This is a genomic window from Paenibacillus sp. PK1-4R (genome assembly GCF_030369595.1).
In the GTDB taxonomy this organism is placed as follows: domain Bacteria; phylum Bacillota; class Bacilli; order Paenibacillales; family Paenibacillaceae; genus Paenibacillus.
On the sequence record NZ_CP126535.1, the window covers coordinates 3,755,141 to 3,772,001 of the forward strand.

Consider the following 16,861-nt stretch of genomic DNA (forward strand, 5'->3'; position numbering starts at 1 on the left):
CTTGTTCGCTTGCCTCAGCCAGCTGCTTCACCGGCGTCTACCTAGGGTTGCGCGCCTTGGGCAACGGTACAGAGAACACCAGCCCTAAATTATGAAGGATTCTATTATTCCAATACCAAAGGAGATGCCTTATGAATCAACAACAACTACCTAAGCCCCACCAGCCGCTCGTAACCCACATCTTCACTGCGGACCCGTCCGCCCATGTCTACGAGGGCAAAATCTACATCTATCCTTCCCATGACCTCGATCATGACGAGCCGAGCAACGATAACGGCGACCAGTATAAAATGGAAGACTATCATGTCCTCTCGATGAACAACTTCGATTCCCCGGTGGTCGATCACGGCGAAGCGTTGCATCTGAGAGATATTCCGTGGGCCTCCAAGCAGCTCTGGGCACCGGATGCCGCTTATAATGACAATACCTATTACCTGTTCTTCCCGGCACGGGATCATGACGGCATCTTCCGTCTGGGTGTGGCAACATCAGAGTCTCCGGCAGGCCCGTTCACGCCGCAACCAAATTATATGGAAGGCAGCTTCAGTATCGATCCGGCCGTACTGGTGGATGACGACAATCAGTCATACATCTATTTTGGCGGACTCTGGGGCGGCCAGCTAGAGAAATGGCAGACCGGCAGCTTCGTGCCAGATGCAGAAGGACCGGCTCCTGACCAGCCAGCGCTTGGACCGCAAGTTGCACTGCTTAGTGACGATATGCTGTCCTTCCAGGGCAAGCCTGCCGAGATATCGATTGTCGATGAAGACGGGAATCCGATTCTGGCCGGGGATGAGGAACGGAGATATTTTGAAGGCCCATGGATGCATAAATATAACGACTATTACTACCTGTCCTACTCTACAGGAACCACGCATAAGCTCGTATATGCGATCGGTAAGAACCCGATGGGACCATTCACGTTCAAGGGCGAGATTCTCTCTCCGGTTATCGGCTGGACAACACACCACTCCATTGTGCAAGTTGAAGACAAGTGGTATCTGTTCTATCACGACAGCTCCCTGTCGGAAGGCGTCAACCACAAGCGCTGCGTTAAATATTCCGAACTGAAATACAACGAAGACGGAACAATCCAGAAGATCAATCCTTATCCGGGTGGCGAGTAAGCTGGCGAGTTAGCGGAAACAGATAGGATTACAAAATAAGGCATAACATGAGGCAGCTCCTGACGGGGCTGCTTTATTGATAGGAGGATGAGTTGTGTTACTCAAACTTGGAGAAAATCTCTGCTGAACAAAGAATATTTTTACTGTGAGACTATGTGTAGAACAGGAGAAAATGATTCTTTCTATTGAGGACCATTACCATTAATCATAAGAGATCACTTAGAAGATTTTGCAGACCAAATCGTTAGTCATCAAATCTTTTTTATTGATTGGTTGAGAGTTGCAGGAGAAAGGAATGTAGAAGTTTCCAATTTACAATGAACGATTCTATTTAATTCTTGGGTACGATTGACAATAGTAGATTGCATATGTAGCATTTGAATAGTAACAATTAAACGATCATAACTAAACGGAGGGATTTTCCATGGCTAAAGTAAACGTAGGCGAAGAGAATGCACAACCAATTGAACTGTATTTCGAAGATCATGGCGAGGGGAAACCCATCATCCTTATTCATGGCTGGCCTTTGAGTGGAAGATCCTGGGAGAAACAAGTACCTATCCTGATTGAAGCGGGCTACCGTGTTATCACGTATGATCGTCGTGGTTTTGGTCAGTCTTCCCAACCTTGGGATGGTTATGACTACGATACTTTTGCATCTGATTTACATAAATTGATTTTGCACCTCGATCTGCGCGATGCTACACTGGTTGGGTTCTCCATGGGAGGCGGCGAAGTAGCTCGCTATATCGGAACATATGGAACGGAACGGGTTTCCAAAGCTGTATTTGCAGGCGCTGTTCCTCCTTACCTGTACAAGTCCGAGGACAATCCACAGGGAGGATTGGACGATGCAACGATTGCTGAATTCCAAAATGGGGTTAAGGGTGATCGTCTAGCCTTCTTGGATGGATTTACAAATAACTTTTTTGCTGCAGGAGATCGTACAGACCTTGTGAGCGAACCGTTCCGTCTATATAACCGGGATATCGCTGCTCTGGCATCCCCTAAGGGTACCCTAGATTGCATTGCTGCCTTTGCTCTTACCGATTTCCGTCAGGACCTGGAGAAATTCAATATTCCGACCCTGGTTATTCATGGCGATTCCGATGCCATTGTGCCGCTTGAAGTCAGTGGACAACGTACACATGAATCTATCCCTGGCAGCCGGCTTGTTGTTGTAGAAGGTGGACCACATGGCTTTAATGCGACACATCCTGAAGCATTTAATGCAGCGTTGATCGAATTTCTGAAGAGCTAAGCTTTGATTAAAACTGGTTAGAAAAACATACGAAATAAAAAAAGAGCAGGACACCCTTTTGGAGTAGGGGTGTCCTGCTCTTTCAACGATTACAGAAATTCGACTGTATCATGTTGTTCCCGGACAATCCTGGTTGTATCAACCATGTTGCGCAAGGAAGCGACCGAGCCTGGAAGCCGTCATGAAAAAAGTACACCCGAACCAAAAACCAAACTCAATGAGTTATTATCAACGACTTTCCTTACTGAAACACTGTCTGAAATTAATAGTACTTTGTATACGCCAACTAACCTGTATATTTTAATGAAGAGGGCTTCGTTCGAAGATAGAAGAAGACCACCTTAACCCTAAGTTTGTAAAAGTAGAAGTCGCAATATGTGGTACTATTTGTTTGGGCAATGATGGGGAAATTGTAGTCATTAAGGGGGCAGGTATGGCGACCACAATAGGCCTTATTAGACATGGTGTTACTGAATGGAATAATCTTAGCAAGGCTCAAGGAGTATCTGAAATACCGCTAAACGAAGAAGGGATAGAGCAAGCAGCTGCACTGGCAAAAAGACTTTCAAGCGAAGAATGGGATGTTATATTCTCCAGTAATCTAACGAGAGCTAGGCAAACTGCCGAAATCATTCAGCAATGTTTAGGAGTACCCGTATTCACTGATGAACGTATTAGAGAGATTAATTGCGGGCTAATTGAGGGCACCACCGAGGAAGAGCGTATTACTCGTTGGGGAGCAAATTGGCGTGAGCAAAATCTTGGTATGGAAGATTTCAAAATGGTCGCTAAGCGAGGTCTAACTTTTCTCGAAAAACTGATTAAAGGATATGTTGATAAAAGAATATTAGTTATAAGTCATGGAGCATTGATTGGGTTGTCATTACAACATCTTTTGCCGCAACATTTCCAAAAAACGTATATAGATAATACTTCTATAACCATTCTTACACACACTAACAACAAGTGGGCATGCCAATTATATAACTGTACCAAACACCTTTAGCTATTGTGGACTAAGCTAACGGGAAACGTTAGCTCAATAAAACAAAAAAGCAGCCGATCATTGTGATCGGCTGTTAATTCTGGCAGGTTAACGCAACATAACAATTATCGGAGAGCACCCGTATTCGAAAAACGTAAGGATGCCGCCGCGCTTACAACTCCGAGGAACACAAATGCTCATATGTTCTTCGTCGACCAGACGGGCCGCTTCCAATTTTAATTCTAAGGAATAACGTCGGAAATCTTGTCTTTTTTACCATGAAAAAAATGTTGCAATTAATGATTCAAGATGGTCTTTTGTAGCTTAAGCTAGAAGGCTTAAAAAACTTCGGAACATAGTTGATTTAATCAACTAAATTACTTATAATTTTCAACAAGTTGATTTTGTCAACTAATTTAATTTGTAGGAGTTTTTTATTATGCCACAACCTAATCTTTCTTTAGTCAGCGGAATCAGAAAATTCAATCGTTTTTATCTTAACTACCAATCTTTCTTTAATCAACATGTGTATGATAACTCTTTATCTTTACCAGAGATTAGAATTTTATATGAAATAAATAAAATAAATGCTTGTACAGCAAGAGTATTACAAGAAGAATTAAAATTAGATAAGGGATATGTCAGTAGAGTATTAAAAAGTTTTGAAAATAAAAATATTATCTATAAGGAAAAATGCGAACATGATAGTCGTGTTTTCTTCCTCCATTTGACCCCAGAAGGAAAAGATGTTTATCAGAGTCTAGAAAATAAAGCCAACCAACAAATAGTAAAGCTTTTTGAACATATTAGTTTGAGAGATCAACAAAAACTTTTGGATTCAATGGTGAAAATTGAAAATATATTAACCAAACAATATGATGAAGATGAATCGGTTGTTACTATACGAGATCAATATACAGACGATGATAAGGAAATAATGATTGAGAAACAAAGAGTATTCTATACAGACAACTGTGGATTTGATGAAGAATTTTCAGGTTATCTTCGAAGTACTTTTGAAGCAGAAATCGAAAAGATATGGATTGCAGAAATAGATGGGGAATTCGCTGGATGCATAGGTTTAGTCAAAAAAGATGATAAAACAGCTCTACTAAGATGGTTCATTATTGATACGTCTTTTCGCGGAAAAGGTGTAGGAACGAAATTAATACAAACATTAATTAATTATTGCCAAAAAACTCAATATGAAAAAATATCTTTAGAAACGGTAAGCCAACTGAAAACAGCTCGAAGATTATATAGTAAATTCGGATTTAAGCTAACTGAAGCGATTGAGCAATTCATGTGGGGGCAAGACCTTGTGGATGAATATTGGGAACTAAAGTTACAAAATGATTTAAGTGCAAAATAACCCCAACGGATCCAGAGGGCTTTTACCGGTCTTGGAAAAGAGGCTATGGAAAGAAATCAAGATGTTCCTTATTTCTTCAGCTACCTTGTATAGGGGGATCAATAATCGAAGAGCAACGCGAAGACCCGATGATGAGGTCATTGGGTCTTCAGGATCCTGCTTTTTCATTCTTAGTTCCTTAGTTGTTTTTCAGTTGTTAATAAAAATCTTTCAAGCGCTTCACGGGTATCAATATTCATTCGTTCTGCCAGAACGATCAGCCACCAAATGCATTCTCCCAGCTTGTGTTCCAGTTCGGAATTGCTTTTGTTCGCCGGCCAACGCCCCTGCTGAGACATGGTCAGACGGCCGACCAAACCGGCGTCCGTCAAGAAGGCTAACGCGTCCTCTTCTACAGTCCATTCCGTCTGATGAAATTGCCTTTCCAGATTGTGATACTGCTCTCTAAGCCGAACAGAACGTTCAACCACTTCGTTAAAGTCCATAATATTTAGAAATCTCCTTTTTCTTTTTAGTGTTTTTAAATACGAGTTGTTAGTTGTGAATAAAAAAAGGTACTGCTCGTAACACCATTAACAGTTTGTGCCGCTTTGAAGCGTTGCATTAAAAAGAATCTGTATTAATAAAATTTGCGATAAAGCTTTTGTTCGGTTGTGACAACGAATTGAGTTTGGATATTTCTTCCGCCGTCAAGGTAACATCGAGTGCTTGCAATAAATTATCCTATAACTGCTTAGTTGATCTGACACCCCGCAGTAAGCAGTCTACTTATTACATAATATCCATTAATTAAACTTGTCTACTAAAAGCATCTGTTTAACGGAAGTAACCGTTATTTCTAATACCCTAGTTACAAACGAAAATTTTGATTTCATCATATCGAATTCAGCACCGGAGTATACAAGTTTTGCTATTCCTTCCACAACAAAAGCCGTTCCTTGATATTCATTATAGCCAACGACATTTCTAGTGCCTAATGCCATCTTTATTTTATTGTTAAAATTTACATTTTCCTCGGTTTTGTGCATGATGCCAGCAGGGATTAATATTCTTTCATCCTCTGTCACCACCCTTCGTGCTCTAATATTTCGTAGAATTTCTCTGTTAACATTACGTTTCCTCCTATAGTTTGGATATTCACGATTAATTGCGTCGTCTGGAATAAGATAGGACCACTCTCTCACTATACGACCCTTAATTGGACAACAGCGTGTCATATTATAAAAACGACTGAAGAAATAGGGGATTACAAATTCATAATATGACATAATGCAGTCATATTATCGGAGGTATAGTTAGGGGGCAGTTAAAAATAAACGAGGAGCGAAAAATATGAGAGATTCAAGTTTGCCTAAGGTTGTTTTAGAATATATTAATGCCTCTAATGCACACGATGTAGGGGCCTATTTAAACACCTTCACGGATAATAGTGTGATTATTGAGCAATCTATTGGAAGGGATCTTATCGGGCGCGGAGAAATTGAACATTACTTCACCACTTACTTTATAGAGTACGATACCCATACTGAAATTATTGATTTCACCATAGACAATAGTGTGATAGACATGCGAGTATTATTTAAAGGCCATTTTCCTGAAGGAGAAATTATCGGACTTTATCAGTTTCACTTGAAAGATAATCATATTGAGCAATTGAGGGCGGATTTGGAATAAGCATTGTAAGGGAGAACGCCATGCCAATCAGCAGACATTTCGAAATTGTGTATATGCTATTGCACAGGAAAACGATCACAGCAGGTGAATTGGCACAGCATTTTGAGGTTTCCACGAGAACGATCTATCGGGATATCGATACCCTCAGCGCGGCAGGCATTCCCGTATACAGCAGCAAAGGAAAAGGGGGCGGGATATCACTGCTCCCGGGTTATTCCTTTAACGCTTCACTGTTGTCGGGCAAGGAGAAAGAAGATGTTCTAATGGCGCTCCAGATGTTGGAAGCTACAGCATACCCAGGGATAGAGGCTGTTCTATTAAAATTTGTAAGCTTGTTCAAAAAAGAGCGTAATAACTGGCTGGAAGTGGATTTTTCGCCATGGGGCAGCGGGGAATCCAGCCGATTTGTTTTTCAGAAGCTGCGTGAAGCAATTGTTAATCATCATATCATCCATTTTTGGTATTACAACTCTGCAGGACAAGCGAGCCGGCGGAGTGTGGAACCCGTGCAATTGATCTTTAAAGCCAAAGCCTGGTATTTGGCCGGTTACTGTTTGTCCAGCAAGGACTCCCGAATTTTCAAGATCAATCGAATGAGAGATATCGAGGTTACCGATGAGCATTACGAGCCCAGAATGGAAGCCCAGGCAATTAAAGAGGCAGAAAAACTTGAAGGTCAAGACCTTGTCGAGGTGAAGCTACGAATTTCGGCCAAAGGTGCTTACCGAGTCTATGATGAATTTCCTGATTCGATGATTACAGCTAATAGCGATGGCTCCTATACCGTACGAGGAGAATTTCCCATCGGATTGTGGCTTGATAGTTATTTACTCTCATTCGGGACCCTCCTGGAAGAAATCAGTCCGGAAAGCCTGCGAAATCGGTTGTTATCGCAGTTGTCTATCTTAAAAAACAGGCTGGAATAGACAGTTGGACAAAAGAAGCTGTGAAACCACAACGAGCTGAATCAAATAATATAATTACCCATATAAAAAATAAGTATAAGGAGTTGATTATGGAATACCTAGTGAGGGAAATCCACATAACCGATTATCAAGACATTTACTTGTTGAATACAGATTTCAACTCCAATCTTTCATACTTTACTGAAGAGAAAGTCAAAGAAAAAATTGAAATCATTACACGAGAGACAAAAGATAAGATTTTTGTTTTCGAACTACATGGCGAGATTGTTGGATATATCCATGGAAGTGGCTATGAGTTGCTATTTGCCGATCCTTTGATCAATGTTTTAGGCTTTGTAGTAAAAGAAGGCTACAGAAATCAGGGTATTGGTAGCAAGTTAATGGATTATTTAGAGTACTGGGCGCGGGATGAGGGTTATTCCGGCATCAAGTTGTTGTCTCATCCGAGTCGCGAGCAAGCACACAGACTTTACCAGAAAAGGGGTTACCAATTTACGAAGGATCAGAAAAATTTTATTAAGTTTTTGGGCCAATGAAAATTGAAGCATATTTCTATCTATATGTTCCCATTAAAGTCGCTATTTTAGCGGCTTTTTTATTTTATCGGTACAAGTTCTTATCCCGAGCCAAGGACAAGAACTTGTACCGATTACCGAAATGGACAAGAACATAGACCGATTGCCGATTAGGTGTATATCTAAATAATCAGCATATGCACTTATTTGGGAACAACTATAAACAAGAGATATATTCGGGCGGACAACCAACTAACAGTATTGAGCCTAATCCGTTAAAAAAAAGTATTCAGAATACCCGATAAAAATAATTGAATAAAATTTTGTTAACCGTATTCTGAAGTAATTATTATATAATTACTTCAAGAGATCTGAAAATTTTTTACATAGAATGCGGTATAAAACAGTAGTGTCAACCATAGGACGTGGTAATAAGTTGAGTCGTTGTACGGACAGCAAAGGTAATAAATTAAGCCAAGTAAAGATTATTGATAGTTGGAGATTGCCTTATCAGGAGAGAGTTTCTCGAAGCGAGGGTGAGATTGGCTTACGTCCCCGCCAACTTGGGGCTCTATCGGCAATTCGTGCACATTGGGTAACATCATTAAATAACAAATATTGCATTAGGCATGATTGCACTACTTATTGGATCGATCTTTGAAGGGAATCGCATTGAACAAGAACAGGCTGCGGCGAAGCAGCAGCCTGTCAATCCGGAGAAACGGCCTGTTCGGCAGTACACCCCGAATGGACAAGCAGCAGAAGAGAAGCAGGCCGAAGAGGTAGAAGTGCCAACGGAAGAAATGCAGACGGAGATTCAGAAAGTGATTCCGGAGTTTCTGAAGGTGTACGTAGCGTTCAATGCTAAAGATGATTTTTTGAAGAATTCAAAGCCGTATCTGACTGAAAACCTTTATAAAGCATTAGAGCAAGAACAGCACCGCGGAACGCTAACGATCGTCAAAACCAAAATGACCAATGTAGAGCTGGAGCCGCAGAAGGAAGGACTCAAGGAACAATGGTGGAATGCAGATATCGAGGTAGAGAATACCGATCAGGAAGGCCAAATTAGTGGATGGACAATGGAAGATTGATGATTTGGGTGTACGTTCAAGGGCGTGGAACCCATGAGGATATTGCGAAAGAAATCCATGTCGCTCGCGCCATCGACTACCGGGGGATCGAACGGGGAAAGAACTGTGTGTTCTCCAATACCCGTACCGGGCTGGAAGAACTGCTTCAGTGGATGAAGGAGCTTCAGCAGGAACACGCCAAGAGTGACGTACTCTTTGGCACCCGTGCTTGCCGCATGCGGGTGGTCACTTGATCGGTCAGTTCCAGAATAATGTTACATTAATTAAATCCAAACCCCCGAGTTAGCTGTCTATACAACAGGAGGTGAACGACAATGATCGATGCACAGCAACAAATCAACGCCGCACAAAACGGAGATCACGATGCCTTCGTTTCTCTTATAAAGGATCGAACGGATAAGCTGCACCGAGTGGCTCGCCATTATGTACGGGAGTCCAAAGATGCGGAGGATATCGTTCAGGATGCCCTGGTTAAGGCTTATGAGTCACTGCAAACGCTGCAGCAAGCCGAAGCGTTTGAGAGCTGGCTTACCAGAATTGTGGTGAACCGGGCGCTCAATCATTTGGAGAAATCCAAGCGTGTTCACCTGAGCGAAGACCCGCAGGCGCAAGAGCCATTGGTCGTTAATGATATCGATCAAACCCTGGATCTGGAGCGTGCATTGGCCAGTCTGAATCCGAAGCTGCGTCAACTCCTGTTCTTAAAATATAAGAAGGACCTGACCCAGCAGCAAATCGCCCATCTCCTGGATATGCCATTAGGTACTGTAAAAACACAATTACGGAAGGGGCTGGAACATTTGCGCAACGAAATGGTTCAAGATTTTCTCGAACGAGACATGGATACATTACGTCTGCAGTTAAGACAACAGGCAGAGCACCAGTTTGCCGTTTCATCGGATTATGATCTGATCGTCAATGACTATCAAGAGAACACCATGAGGGGAACATGGAAGGGAGAAGCGGGATTCTTATGGGTTAAAACGGGGAGTGATGACGCCGTTTCTGCCACGATTTCCAGGGACGGAAACTTGCTAGACTATGCCATTTCCTGGGCCGCATTGGACAACGAGACATGGCTATCTGAGGAGGAGCTCAAACAGCAGGCAGAGCAATTCCTGGAAGATCATTATCCCGGCGCACTGCGTAATTTTCCGTATTGTGAGATGGAGTGGATGGAAGGGATGTTTGGGTACACACGACAGCAGAAGGCGATGGGGCTGCCGCTTCCTGAGACGGGGTGCCTGATTATGGTTCACCCCAGCGGTCGCGTGGTCGGATTTAGGTACTACGGAACCGTTCCAGGGCCAGCACTCCCAACCATGATCACACCAGAAGAGGAACAGATGGCGTGTATGAAGGCGAATTTTTTGCTACATGTGGAATATTGCGTATTGGACAAAGCCGTGTACACGGATGGTGACGATCAGGTCCATCTTGTTTACGCCCCCCGAAATAGAGGACTAATCTATACTGCATCATCACAGGAGGAAGTTCCGACAGCCTATAGGGCAGAAGCTGTACCCTCTGACCCAAGAACTCTGGACGAGTGGCCAGGTGAGTTCCCGCACGCACGAAGCATAGAAGAGTGGATTGGCGTAGACAACGACCAATTTCAGTTAGTACAAGACGACAATATTGGCTTGAACACCAAGTTGATGGTGTGGAAGCAACAGAATGAAGAGCGTCCGGACAAGAATGACCAGTCTTGGAAGGCCTATTGGGCTGATCAGATGGAGGGAGCGGTCAAGGCGCGAGTAGACAGCCAAACCGGACAACTGATTGACTTTGTTTCGCATGGTAAGCCAGATCAACTAGCTCCATTAACCTGGGATCGAGACGCATGTGTAGAAGTAGCTATGGACTATGTCCGAGGACTAGCAGCCGAAATGTTGCCGTATCTCAAGCTTCTAACTGAAGAGACTGACGACGAAGATCGTTTGGAAATCATTCGCTTTGGTGTATATGTTCAAGACGTATCTGTCAGGTATGAATGCTATCAAATAGCTGTTGACCGCTCTAATGGGAGGGTCAAAAGTTTGATGTCCCCCTCCATAAGGCCAGAACAGTTAATGAAGCTGGAGACCGTGCCTTCATTTGATTCCCAGACAGCCATCCTCCGATGGACGGCACAGGCCAAGCTGCGTCTGCAATGGGAACGGATGCACAATGCTAGGGCGGAAGAGGCCCCGTACGAACTAGTGTATCGAATGATTGGTAGCCAGCACGAGCGGACACCCGAAGTGCTTGATGCGCATACGGGGAAGTTATACGAAAATACTTTTTACTGACAAACAAAAAAATCTAGCCCGAAACTAAGGGCTGGAAGGCATTCAAAAGCCTGCGGACGTAGAACAGCATTGGAAGGAGGTTGGTGTCCATTTCAGAATGCCCATCGATGGTTCCTTATGGAAGGACGATCCCATCCTTTCTTCCTATCCACCGTCCCGTGTATACAAGGTCATCGAGCGAGATCATGCAGGAAGAGCGATGGAGTTTTTGAGAAAGCCAGAGAAGTGGTCTTTGTGTTCAACCGTAATATTGCGCGGGGACAGCATGCTGAGAAAGTATTTGTTTCTGGCGGTGCTCCAGCTTGCGCGTCACCAACCGAACTTCAAGCGCTGGCATAAGCAGAATGTGAAAAAGGGGGATTCGCAAGATGCAATCGATGTTAAACTTATTGGAAAGCTAGCTCGTATTCTCATTGGTATGGTTCAGCATGGAGAAACGTATCGCAGCCTAACCAGAGCACGCAGCAATAACAAAAACCGCACACACTAAGGAAACGCATAGAGACGTTTATTGCAGCACCTGTAGGACGCAAATGTCGAGGGACAAGAACATTGTCCCATCGAAAGTCGCTATTTTAGCGGCTTTTTTTGTTTTATCGGTACAAGTTCGTGTCCTTGGCTTGGGACATGAACTTGTACCGATTGCCGGAATGGACAAGTACATAGCAGTATAAAATTTCACCACGTTTAGAAAGCTGTCTTACCGTTAACCTTTTTGCCCAGTAGGGAATGAAGTTACAGTACGCGGAACCCCATACTGGATATTCATTTACGTTTAACTTTGGAAAAAAGCTTCTAGATACAAAATCGAATTTGTCGCTTTTCGCTGTAATCGAGACAACAAGACCGTCTGGTAACTCTTAAGAAAAAACCAACTGAGTGTGCAAACATTTTGAGGAGAAATGCACCCTTTAGGGTGGACATTGAAAAAAAACAGGTTCAACCTAATAGAATGCAAAGTTAACTTGACACATAATGCAAAGTGAACTATGCTAAAAGTGCAAAGTAAACATTGCAAGGACGTGATCATTTGAAGACAAGAATTGCAGAACTGCGTAAGCAGCATAAGCTGTCACAGGAAGAGCTGGGACGAATTGTTGGTGTTACCCGGCAAACCATCACCTCTCTTGAAAGGGGAAAGTATACGGCTTCCCTTATTCTTGCTTACAAAATTGCCAATTTTTTTGGACTCGCCATTGAAGATGTTTTTGATTTCAGCGAAGTGGAGGAAATGTAAATGGACAAGTACAAGATTAAAGTAAAAACTCGCAAAAACGTACTGTCACTGGTAGCCGCTGCTACCCTATTGATCTATGTAGGACTTATATTTTACCAAGGTGGACTACCCGATTTACCTAGTTTTATAAAGGGATTTCACACAGGGGCTTTTATCGGGGTTGAAGTGGCCATCGCTTTTTTCCTCGTCAGGTATATAAAAGCCAGCAATAATGAAGCCGAGCTGAAGAAGCAGTATATTGAGGAGAATGACGAGCGGAGTGTAATGATACTCCAGAGTGCCGGCACACTCAGCGCAGCAATCATTCTCATTGGTCTGGGCATTGCCTCCGTGATCGCCGGTTTCTTTAATCCCTTGATATTCTACACCTTACTAACTTGCTTATTATTTGTTTTAATCGTATTTTTTGCACTGTGGATGTATTATGCGAGAAAAATTTAAGGTTTAGATCAAAGCAGAGGAGAGAGGTAAATTCCATTCCATGAGAGGCTAGGTAACAGCTCATCAATAGAATGGCGATCAACGGAACAGACTTAATCATCACGGGGAAAATATACTCATGTACAATCCCGCAATCCCGCTATAACCCAGCTACTCGAATTTTAAAAAAAGAGTTTTCTATAACAAAATGTTCCAGCATTAATTATTCATAGCATGGATGACCCCATGTTTGTTCAACCACTCCGATCGCAGCATTGCATATTGATACTCATCTATCCAGATGCCTTTAGACTTGTAGTTTTCGAGCAGGTGTCCTTCACGTCTCATGCCCAATCGTTCTAACACTTGAATCGACTTTGTGTTCCTTACATCGGCAAAAGCGATCAGCTTATGTTTATTTAGGGCGCCAAATACATAGTCCATCAGGGCACAAATTGCCTCATTCATGTATCCTTTTCCTTGAAATTCAGGTGCAAGAGTGAATCCGAGCTCGACAATCTGAGGTTCATCTGCACGTGTATGAATGGCACAATCGCCAATTAGTTGATCCGACTCCGTTAGGGCAATTGCGTATTGAAACCAGGTCCCGGGCTGGTTAGGGGAATGTACTATTTGTTTGCGGATAAACGCTTCAGCATCTTGGAGCGTATAATTCTCCCAGGATTGAAAACGGGAAACATCTGGATTAGCCCGGTATTGATAGAATGCATGTACATCCTGCAAACCAAACTTTCGAATAACAAGACGATCGGACACGCAATATACTTCGTTTGATTTCTTCATATCATAAACCTCACTTTTTCTGTATTTCTCTGGTTTTGATTCTAACATAAATCGCCGCAGCCTATCATTCTCACGGGCATGCGGCGATTGTCCATTCCTAAACTGCTTTTGCTTCAAGTGTTGACGTTGTCACCTGTGATTCTCTTCGCAGGAATAATCCTATACCTAATGAAGCCAAACCGATAATCAGTATACAGGCTCCTAGCTCTACACCATAAAAAGTCAACTCACCGTGTCTAAAGGCCATTCCACGAATCATGCGATTGAGCCAATTCATAGGCAGAGCCCATGCTGTAACCTGAAAAAATGTTGGAAATGCAAGCGGCGTCAGTTGAATACCTGTTACTAGAAATGATGGATATAGGATCAAGCTCATTCTGGCACCAACTCTAGACACGTTTTGAACAGAATAACCAAGTAACATCGCGAGCAAACATAATGCCATCGAATACAGCAATAAAGGAACGATAAAGACATACGGTGCCGCTTCGAATCGCATATGTCCCACTTGTTTTAACATCCCATAACTGAGTAGGGCAGAGCAGGTGCTTAATATCACATAAGGCAAGACCCGAATCCATAGCTGGAAGGGGGAAGTCCCCGCAGACAAAAGCTTACCCTCTTGCCGAAGGCGGGGAGCGATCGCGCCAGCCGCACCCGTCGTGAGCATCAGTATAATGATATTTACAAATCCAATCACCATGGTACCCATATAACTTGAATTTGGATTATATAACATGCGCTGCACTTGAGACAGCGGGGACACCAGAGCTTTTGCTGATTCGATGTCCATGCCGGTTTGAGAAAGACGTGATACAGCAAGCGTCATATTTTCAGTTGTTATTATTTCTTGAATTGCAGGCCGGATACCACTCAAGCTAGAAGGCATCGTATTGTCCATCCAAATCCCGATTTTTGAGGACAGTCCCTTGTCTTTACGTTGCTCTAATCCGTCCGGCAAGAAAATGACTGCCACTGCCTTCTCGTTTGCCAGCAGCGTATCCGGAGAGAGGCGATTGGGAAATACATTCGTGACTTTCATATATTGAGAAGCATTGATTTCTTCAATGAGTTGCCTTGAATACGAAGAGTGATCCTCATCCACAACCACAACCGGTGTTTCACTCAATTGATTTTGGGAGAACATGAGCCCGAAAAATACAGCTGCAATTAGAGGAGCAGCAAAAATAATAATAATCCATTTACTGCCGCGTATGTGCTTCCATTCATCAGCCAGTGATTTCATCAAGCTGCACCTCCGCAGTCATCCCTGGAAGCAAATCTTTACTTGTTGGAATTGAAATCCGGATCAGAAACATACTTAGATCAGCTTGGCCTTTTTCCCGCGTCATGCGCAGATTGGCGAATTGAGGAGAGGGGGATATCGACGTAACCACACCTTCCTTTACAAGAAGATTCTCCAGATATGGAAAACGAACATTTACCTTTTGATCTGCTCGAAACTGGTTAATCTGCGATTCCGGAATATATAGATCAACATAAAAACCTTCAGTCTTAGGTTCAGTATTTAATATTCCCTGCTTTTTACTTTCAGCCTGACTCACGGCGTCTGTACCTTTTGCGATCAACAAACCGCCTGCCAAAATAATGATCAAAGTTATAACGATATACAATTTCCAATTAGACTTCAAGATGATCTCTCCTATCCTATTACTCTCTATTATGATATGAGTTGGTCCATACACAACTTTCCAAGCGTAATCAAACGATCTCCAGTTTCCTTTGTTCCATTCTCTGATGGGCTTGTTCTGCAGCCTCCATGATGATTTCGCCTAGCGTTGGATGCGGATGAATGGTCATGGCTATATCTTCTACCGTGGCTCCCATCTCAATCGCAAGGGAAAGCTCAGATATAAGAGTAGATGCTTCAGCGCCTACAATCTGTGCACCTAATACAAGGCCAGACGCAGCATGAGCAAGGATTTTGACAAATCCTTCAGTTTCTTTCAGAGCCAGTGCGCGGCCATTAATAGAAAAAACAGATTTGCCAACGACAACAGGAATTGATTTTTCCTTACATGCCGTTTCGCTAAGACCAACGCTCGTAACCTCCGGGTGAGAAAACACAACGAGCGGAATAGCTTTGTAGTCGATGACAGAGGGTTTACCTGCGATAGCTTCTGCTGCAATTTTTGCTTCATAGGAAGCTTTATGAGCCAAAGCAGGGCCTTGAACAATATCTCCAATGGCATAAATATGCGGGATGAATGTTCTGCACTGTTTGTCAATCTCGATCAAGCCTTGTGGAGTAGGGGACAGACCTATATTTTCAAGTCCCAAGGTACCATCTGTGTTCGGTTTCCTGCCCACCGTAATTAACGCATATTCAGCTTGAACAACATGGTGTTCATTCTGACGCATATAGTGAAGATCGATATGACTCGTATTTTGATCTGCTCCTGTAACCTTAGCTTCGGTCAAGATCGTTATCCCATCCTTTTTTAGTTGACGAACGACAGGTGCAACAAGTTCTGCTTCGAATCCGGGCAAAATCTGTTTACCGCCCTCGAGCATCGTAACGTTAGTTCCAAATCTCGCAAACATCTGACCCAGTTCCACGCCAATATAACCGCCGCCAACCACAACTAGACTCTTTGGAATGTCGGGCAGCGATAGCGCCTCAGTGGATGAGAGAATCCGTCCGCCGTAAGGAAGAGAGCTTATTTCAATCGGACGGGAACCCGTTGCCAGGATGAGATGTTTAAAGACTATTCGACGCGTATGCTGTTCAGCATGATATATTTCAGCGGTGTTCGCATCAATTAAACTTGCTTCTCCTTCGATAACAGTCACACCCGCCGTTTTAAGTAAAAACCGAACCCCTCCAGACTGCTTATCCACCACAGTTTGCTTAAACACCTGAGCCTCCTGAAAAGAAGAAACTCCGTCAACAGCGCCCCATTGTCTGCGTAAATGAAGACGCTCCGCTTCAGCAATCAGCGCTTTGGAAGGAATACAGCCTACATGCGTACATACACCTCCAATCTGTTGGCGCTCTACAATGGCTGTTTTCATCCCCAGTTGTGACGAACGTAATGCGGCCACATAACCGCCAGGCCCTGATCCAATGACCAGAGTATCTACGACTTCTAATGAATTCATGATTGGTACCTCCAAATTAAAATATGATGATC

General features: G+C 43.2%; 19 protein-coding genes and 2 pseudogenes. 14 read left to right on the forward strand and 7 right to left on the reverse strand.

The genetic code is table 11. The annotated features are described in order from the left end of the window. The first annotated feature begins 131 nt into the window (after nucleotides 1-131). From QNO02_RS16180 to QNO02_RS16195, 4 genes are all read left to right on the forward strand, one after another. Entirely contained in the window at nucleotides 132-1,127 is a 996-nt protein-coding gene (locus QNO02_RS16180) for a glycoside hydrolase family 43 protein (protein ID WP_289389309.1), read from the forward strand. Between the two features lie 424 nt (nucleotides 1,128-1,551). Beyond that, the gene (locus QNO02_RS16185) at nucleotides 1,552-2,388 is read left to right on the forward strand and encodes an alpha/beta fold hydrolase (protein ID WP_289389310.1); all 837 of its coding nucleotides are present in this window, start codon (nucleotides 1,552-1,554) and stop codon (nucleotides 2,386-2,388) included. 433 nt (nucleotides 2,389-2,821) lie between these two features. Next, nucleotides 2,822-3,394 carry a histidine phosphatase family protein gene (locus QNO02_RS16190; RefSeq protein ID WP_289389311.1) on the forward strand — a complete coding sequence of 191 codons (573 nt, stop codon included), beginning with the start codon at nucleotides 2,822-2,824 and terminating at the stop codon, nucleotides 3,392-3,394. Nucleotides 3,395-3,812: 418 nt separating this feature from the next. Then, on the forward strand, nucleotides 3,813-4,745 hold the full coding sequence (locus QNO02_RS16195) for a bifunctional helix-turn-helix transcriptional regulator/GNAT family N-acetyltransferase (RefSeq protein ID WP_289389312.1): 933 nt from the start codon (nucleotides 3,813-3,815) through the stop codon (nucleotides 4,743-4,745). A 170-nt stretch (nucleotides 4,746-4,915) separates the two neighbouring features. Here QNO02_RS16195 and QNO02_RS16200 read toward each other — a convergent pair whose 3' ends face one another. Beyond that, on the reverse strand, nucleotides 4,916-5,230 hold the full coding sequence (locus QNO02_RS16200; RefSeq protein ID WP_249913605.1) for a nucleoside triphosphate pyrophosphohydrolase family protein: 315 nt from the start codon (nucleotides 5,228-5,230) through the stop codon (nucleotides 4,916-4,918). Nucleotides 5,231-5,530: 300 nt separating this feature from the next. Beyond that, nucleotides 5,531-5,812 (reverse strand): hypothetical protein, encoded by a 282-nt coding sequence (locus QNO02_RS16205; RefSeq protein ID WP_289389314.1) that lies wholly within the window; start codon nucleotides 5,810-5,812, stop codon nucleotides 5,531-5,533. A 265-nt stretch (nucleotides 5,813-6,077) separates the two neighbouring features. Between QNO02_RS16205 and QNO02_RS16210 the strand changes: the two genes are divergently transcribed. The 8 genes and pseudogenes from QNO02_RS16210 (at nucleotide 6,078) to QNO02_RS16245 (ending at nucleotide 11,735) form a co-directional block, all read left to right on the forward strand. Continuing rightward, a complete protein-coding gene (locus tag QNO02_RS16210) occupies nucleotides 6,078-6,419 on the forward strand; it encodes a Cif family virulence factor (RefSeq protein WP_249913607.1) in 342 nt (113 codons plus the stop codon). Nucleotides 6,420-6,421: 2 nt separating this feature from the next. Then, a complete protein-coding gene (locus tag QNO02_RS16215) occupies nucleotides 6,422-7,345 on the forward strand; it encodes a helix-turn-helix transcriptional regulator (RefSeq protein ID WP_353959123.1) in 924 nt (307 codons plus the stop codon). Between the two features lie 89 nt (nucleotides 7,346-7,434). Next, a complete protein-coding gene (locus tag QNO02_RS16220; RefSeq protein WP_353959066.1) occupies nucleotides 7,435-7,881 on the forward strand; it encodes a GNAT family N-acetyltransferase in 447 nt (148 codons plus the stop codon). Between the two features lie 608 nt (nucleotides 7,882-8,489). Next, the gene (locus tag QNO02_RS16225) at nucleotides 8,490-8,954 is read left to right on the forward strand and encodes a hypothetical protein (protein WP_289389316.1); all 465 of its coding nucleotides are present in this window, start codon (nucleotides 8,490-8,492) and stop codon (nucleotides 8,952-8,954) included. A gap of 38 nt (nucleotides 8,955-8,992) precedes the next feature. Further along, nucleotides 8,993-9,154: pseudogene (locus tag QNO02_RS30400) on the forward strand (IS110 family transposase); the annotation flags it as partial. Nucleotides 9,155-9,268: 114 nt separating this feature from the next. Then, nucleotides 9,269-11,245 carry a sigma-70 family RNA polymerase sigma factor gene (locus QNO02_RS16235; RefSeq protein WP_289389318.1) on the forward strand — a complete coding sequence of 659 codons (1,977 nt, stop codon included), beginning with the start codon at nucleotides 9,269-9,271 and terminating at the stop codon, nucleotides 11,243-11,245. Nucleotides 11,246-11,282: 37 nt separating this feature from the next. Then, a pseudogene (locus QNO02_RS16240) lies at nucleotides 11,283-11,500 on the forward strand (DsbA family protein); the annotation flags it as partial. A 10-nt stretch (nucleotides 11,501-11,510) separates the two neighbouring features. Next, nucleotides 11,511-11,735, forward strand: coding sequence for a hypothetical protein (locus tag QNO02_RS16245; protein ID WP_289389319.1), 225 nt, complete (start codon nucleotides 11,511-11,513; stop codon nucleotides 11,733-11,735). A 103-nt stretch (nucleotides 11,736-11,838) separates the two neighbouring features. Here the strand turns inward: QNO02_RS16245 and QNO02_RS16250 are convergent, their stop codons facing one another. Continuing rightward, entirely contained in the window at nucleotides 11,839-12,078 is a 240-nt protein-coding gene (locus tag QNO02_RS16250; protein WP_502921886.1) for a PhzF family phenazine biosynthesis protein, read from the reverse strand. Between the two features lie 197 nt (nucleotides 12,079-12,275). Here QNO02_RS16250 and QNO02_RS16255 point away from each other — a divergent pair, with 197 nt between their 5' ends. Then, complete coding sequence (locus QNO02_RS16255; RefSeq protein ID WP_036613900.1) at nucleotides 12,276-12,482, forward strand: helix-turn-helix transcriptional regulator; 207 nt, start codon at nucleotides 12,276-12,278, stop codon at nucleotides 12,480-12,482. After that, a complete protein-coding gene (locus QNO02_RS16260) occupies nucleotides 12,483-12,923 on the forward strand; it encodes a DUF2178 domain-containing protein (protein ID WP_289389320.1) in 441 nt (146 codons plus the stop codon). 198 nt (nucleotides 12,924-13,121) lie between these two features. On the opposite strand, the gene QNO02_RS16265 is transcribed toward QNO02_RS16260, so the two are convergent. The 4 genes from QNO02_RS16265 to lpdA form a co-directional block, all read right to left on the reverse strand. Beyond that, the gene (locus QNO02_RS16265) at nucleotides 13,122-13,706 is read right to left on the reverse strand and encodes a GNAT family N-acetyltransferase (RefSeq protein WP_289389321.1); all 585 of its coding nucleotides are present in this window, start codon (nucleotides 13,704-13,706) and stop codon (nucleotides 13,122-13,124) included. Nucleotides 13,707-13,803: 97 nt separating this feature from the next. Continuing rightward, the gene (locus QNO02_RS16270; RefSeq protein WP_289389322.1) at nucleotides 13,804-14,952 is read right to left on the reverse strand and encodes an ABC transporter permease; all 1,149 of its coding nucleotides are present in this window, start codon (nucleotides 14,950-14,952) and stop codon (nucleotides 13,804-13,806) included. After that, nucleotides 14,936-15,358 (reverse strand): HlyD family secretion protein, encoded by a 423-nt coding sequence (locus QNO02_RS16275; RefSeq protein ID WP_289389323.1) that lies wholly within the window; start codon nucleotides 15,356-15,358, stop codon nucleotides 14,936-14,938. Before QNO02_RS16275 ends, QNO02_RS16270 begins: the two co-directional genes overlap by 17 nt. A gap of 70 nt (nucleotides 15,359-15,428) precedes the next feature. Then, on the reverse strand, nucleotides 15,429-16,829 hold the full coding sequence (lpdA, locus tag QNO02_RS16280; protein WP_289389324.1) for a dihydrolipoyl dehydrogenase: 1,401 nt from the start codon (nucleotides 16,827-16,829) through the stop codon (nucleotides 15,429-15,431). Between the last annotated feature and the right edge of the window lie 32 nt (nucleotides 16,830-16,861).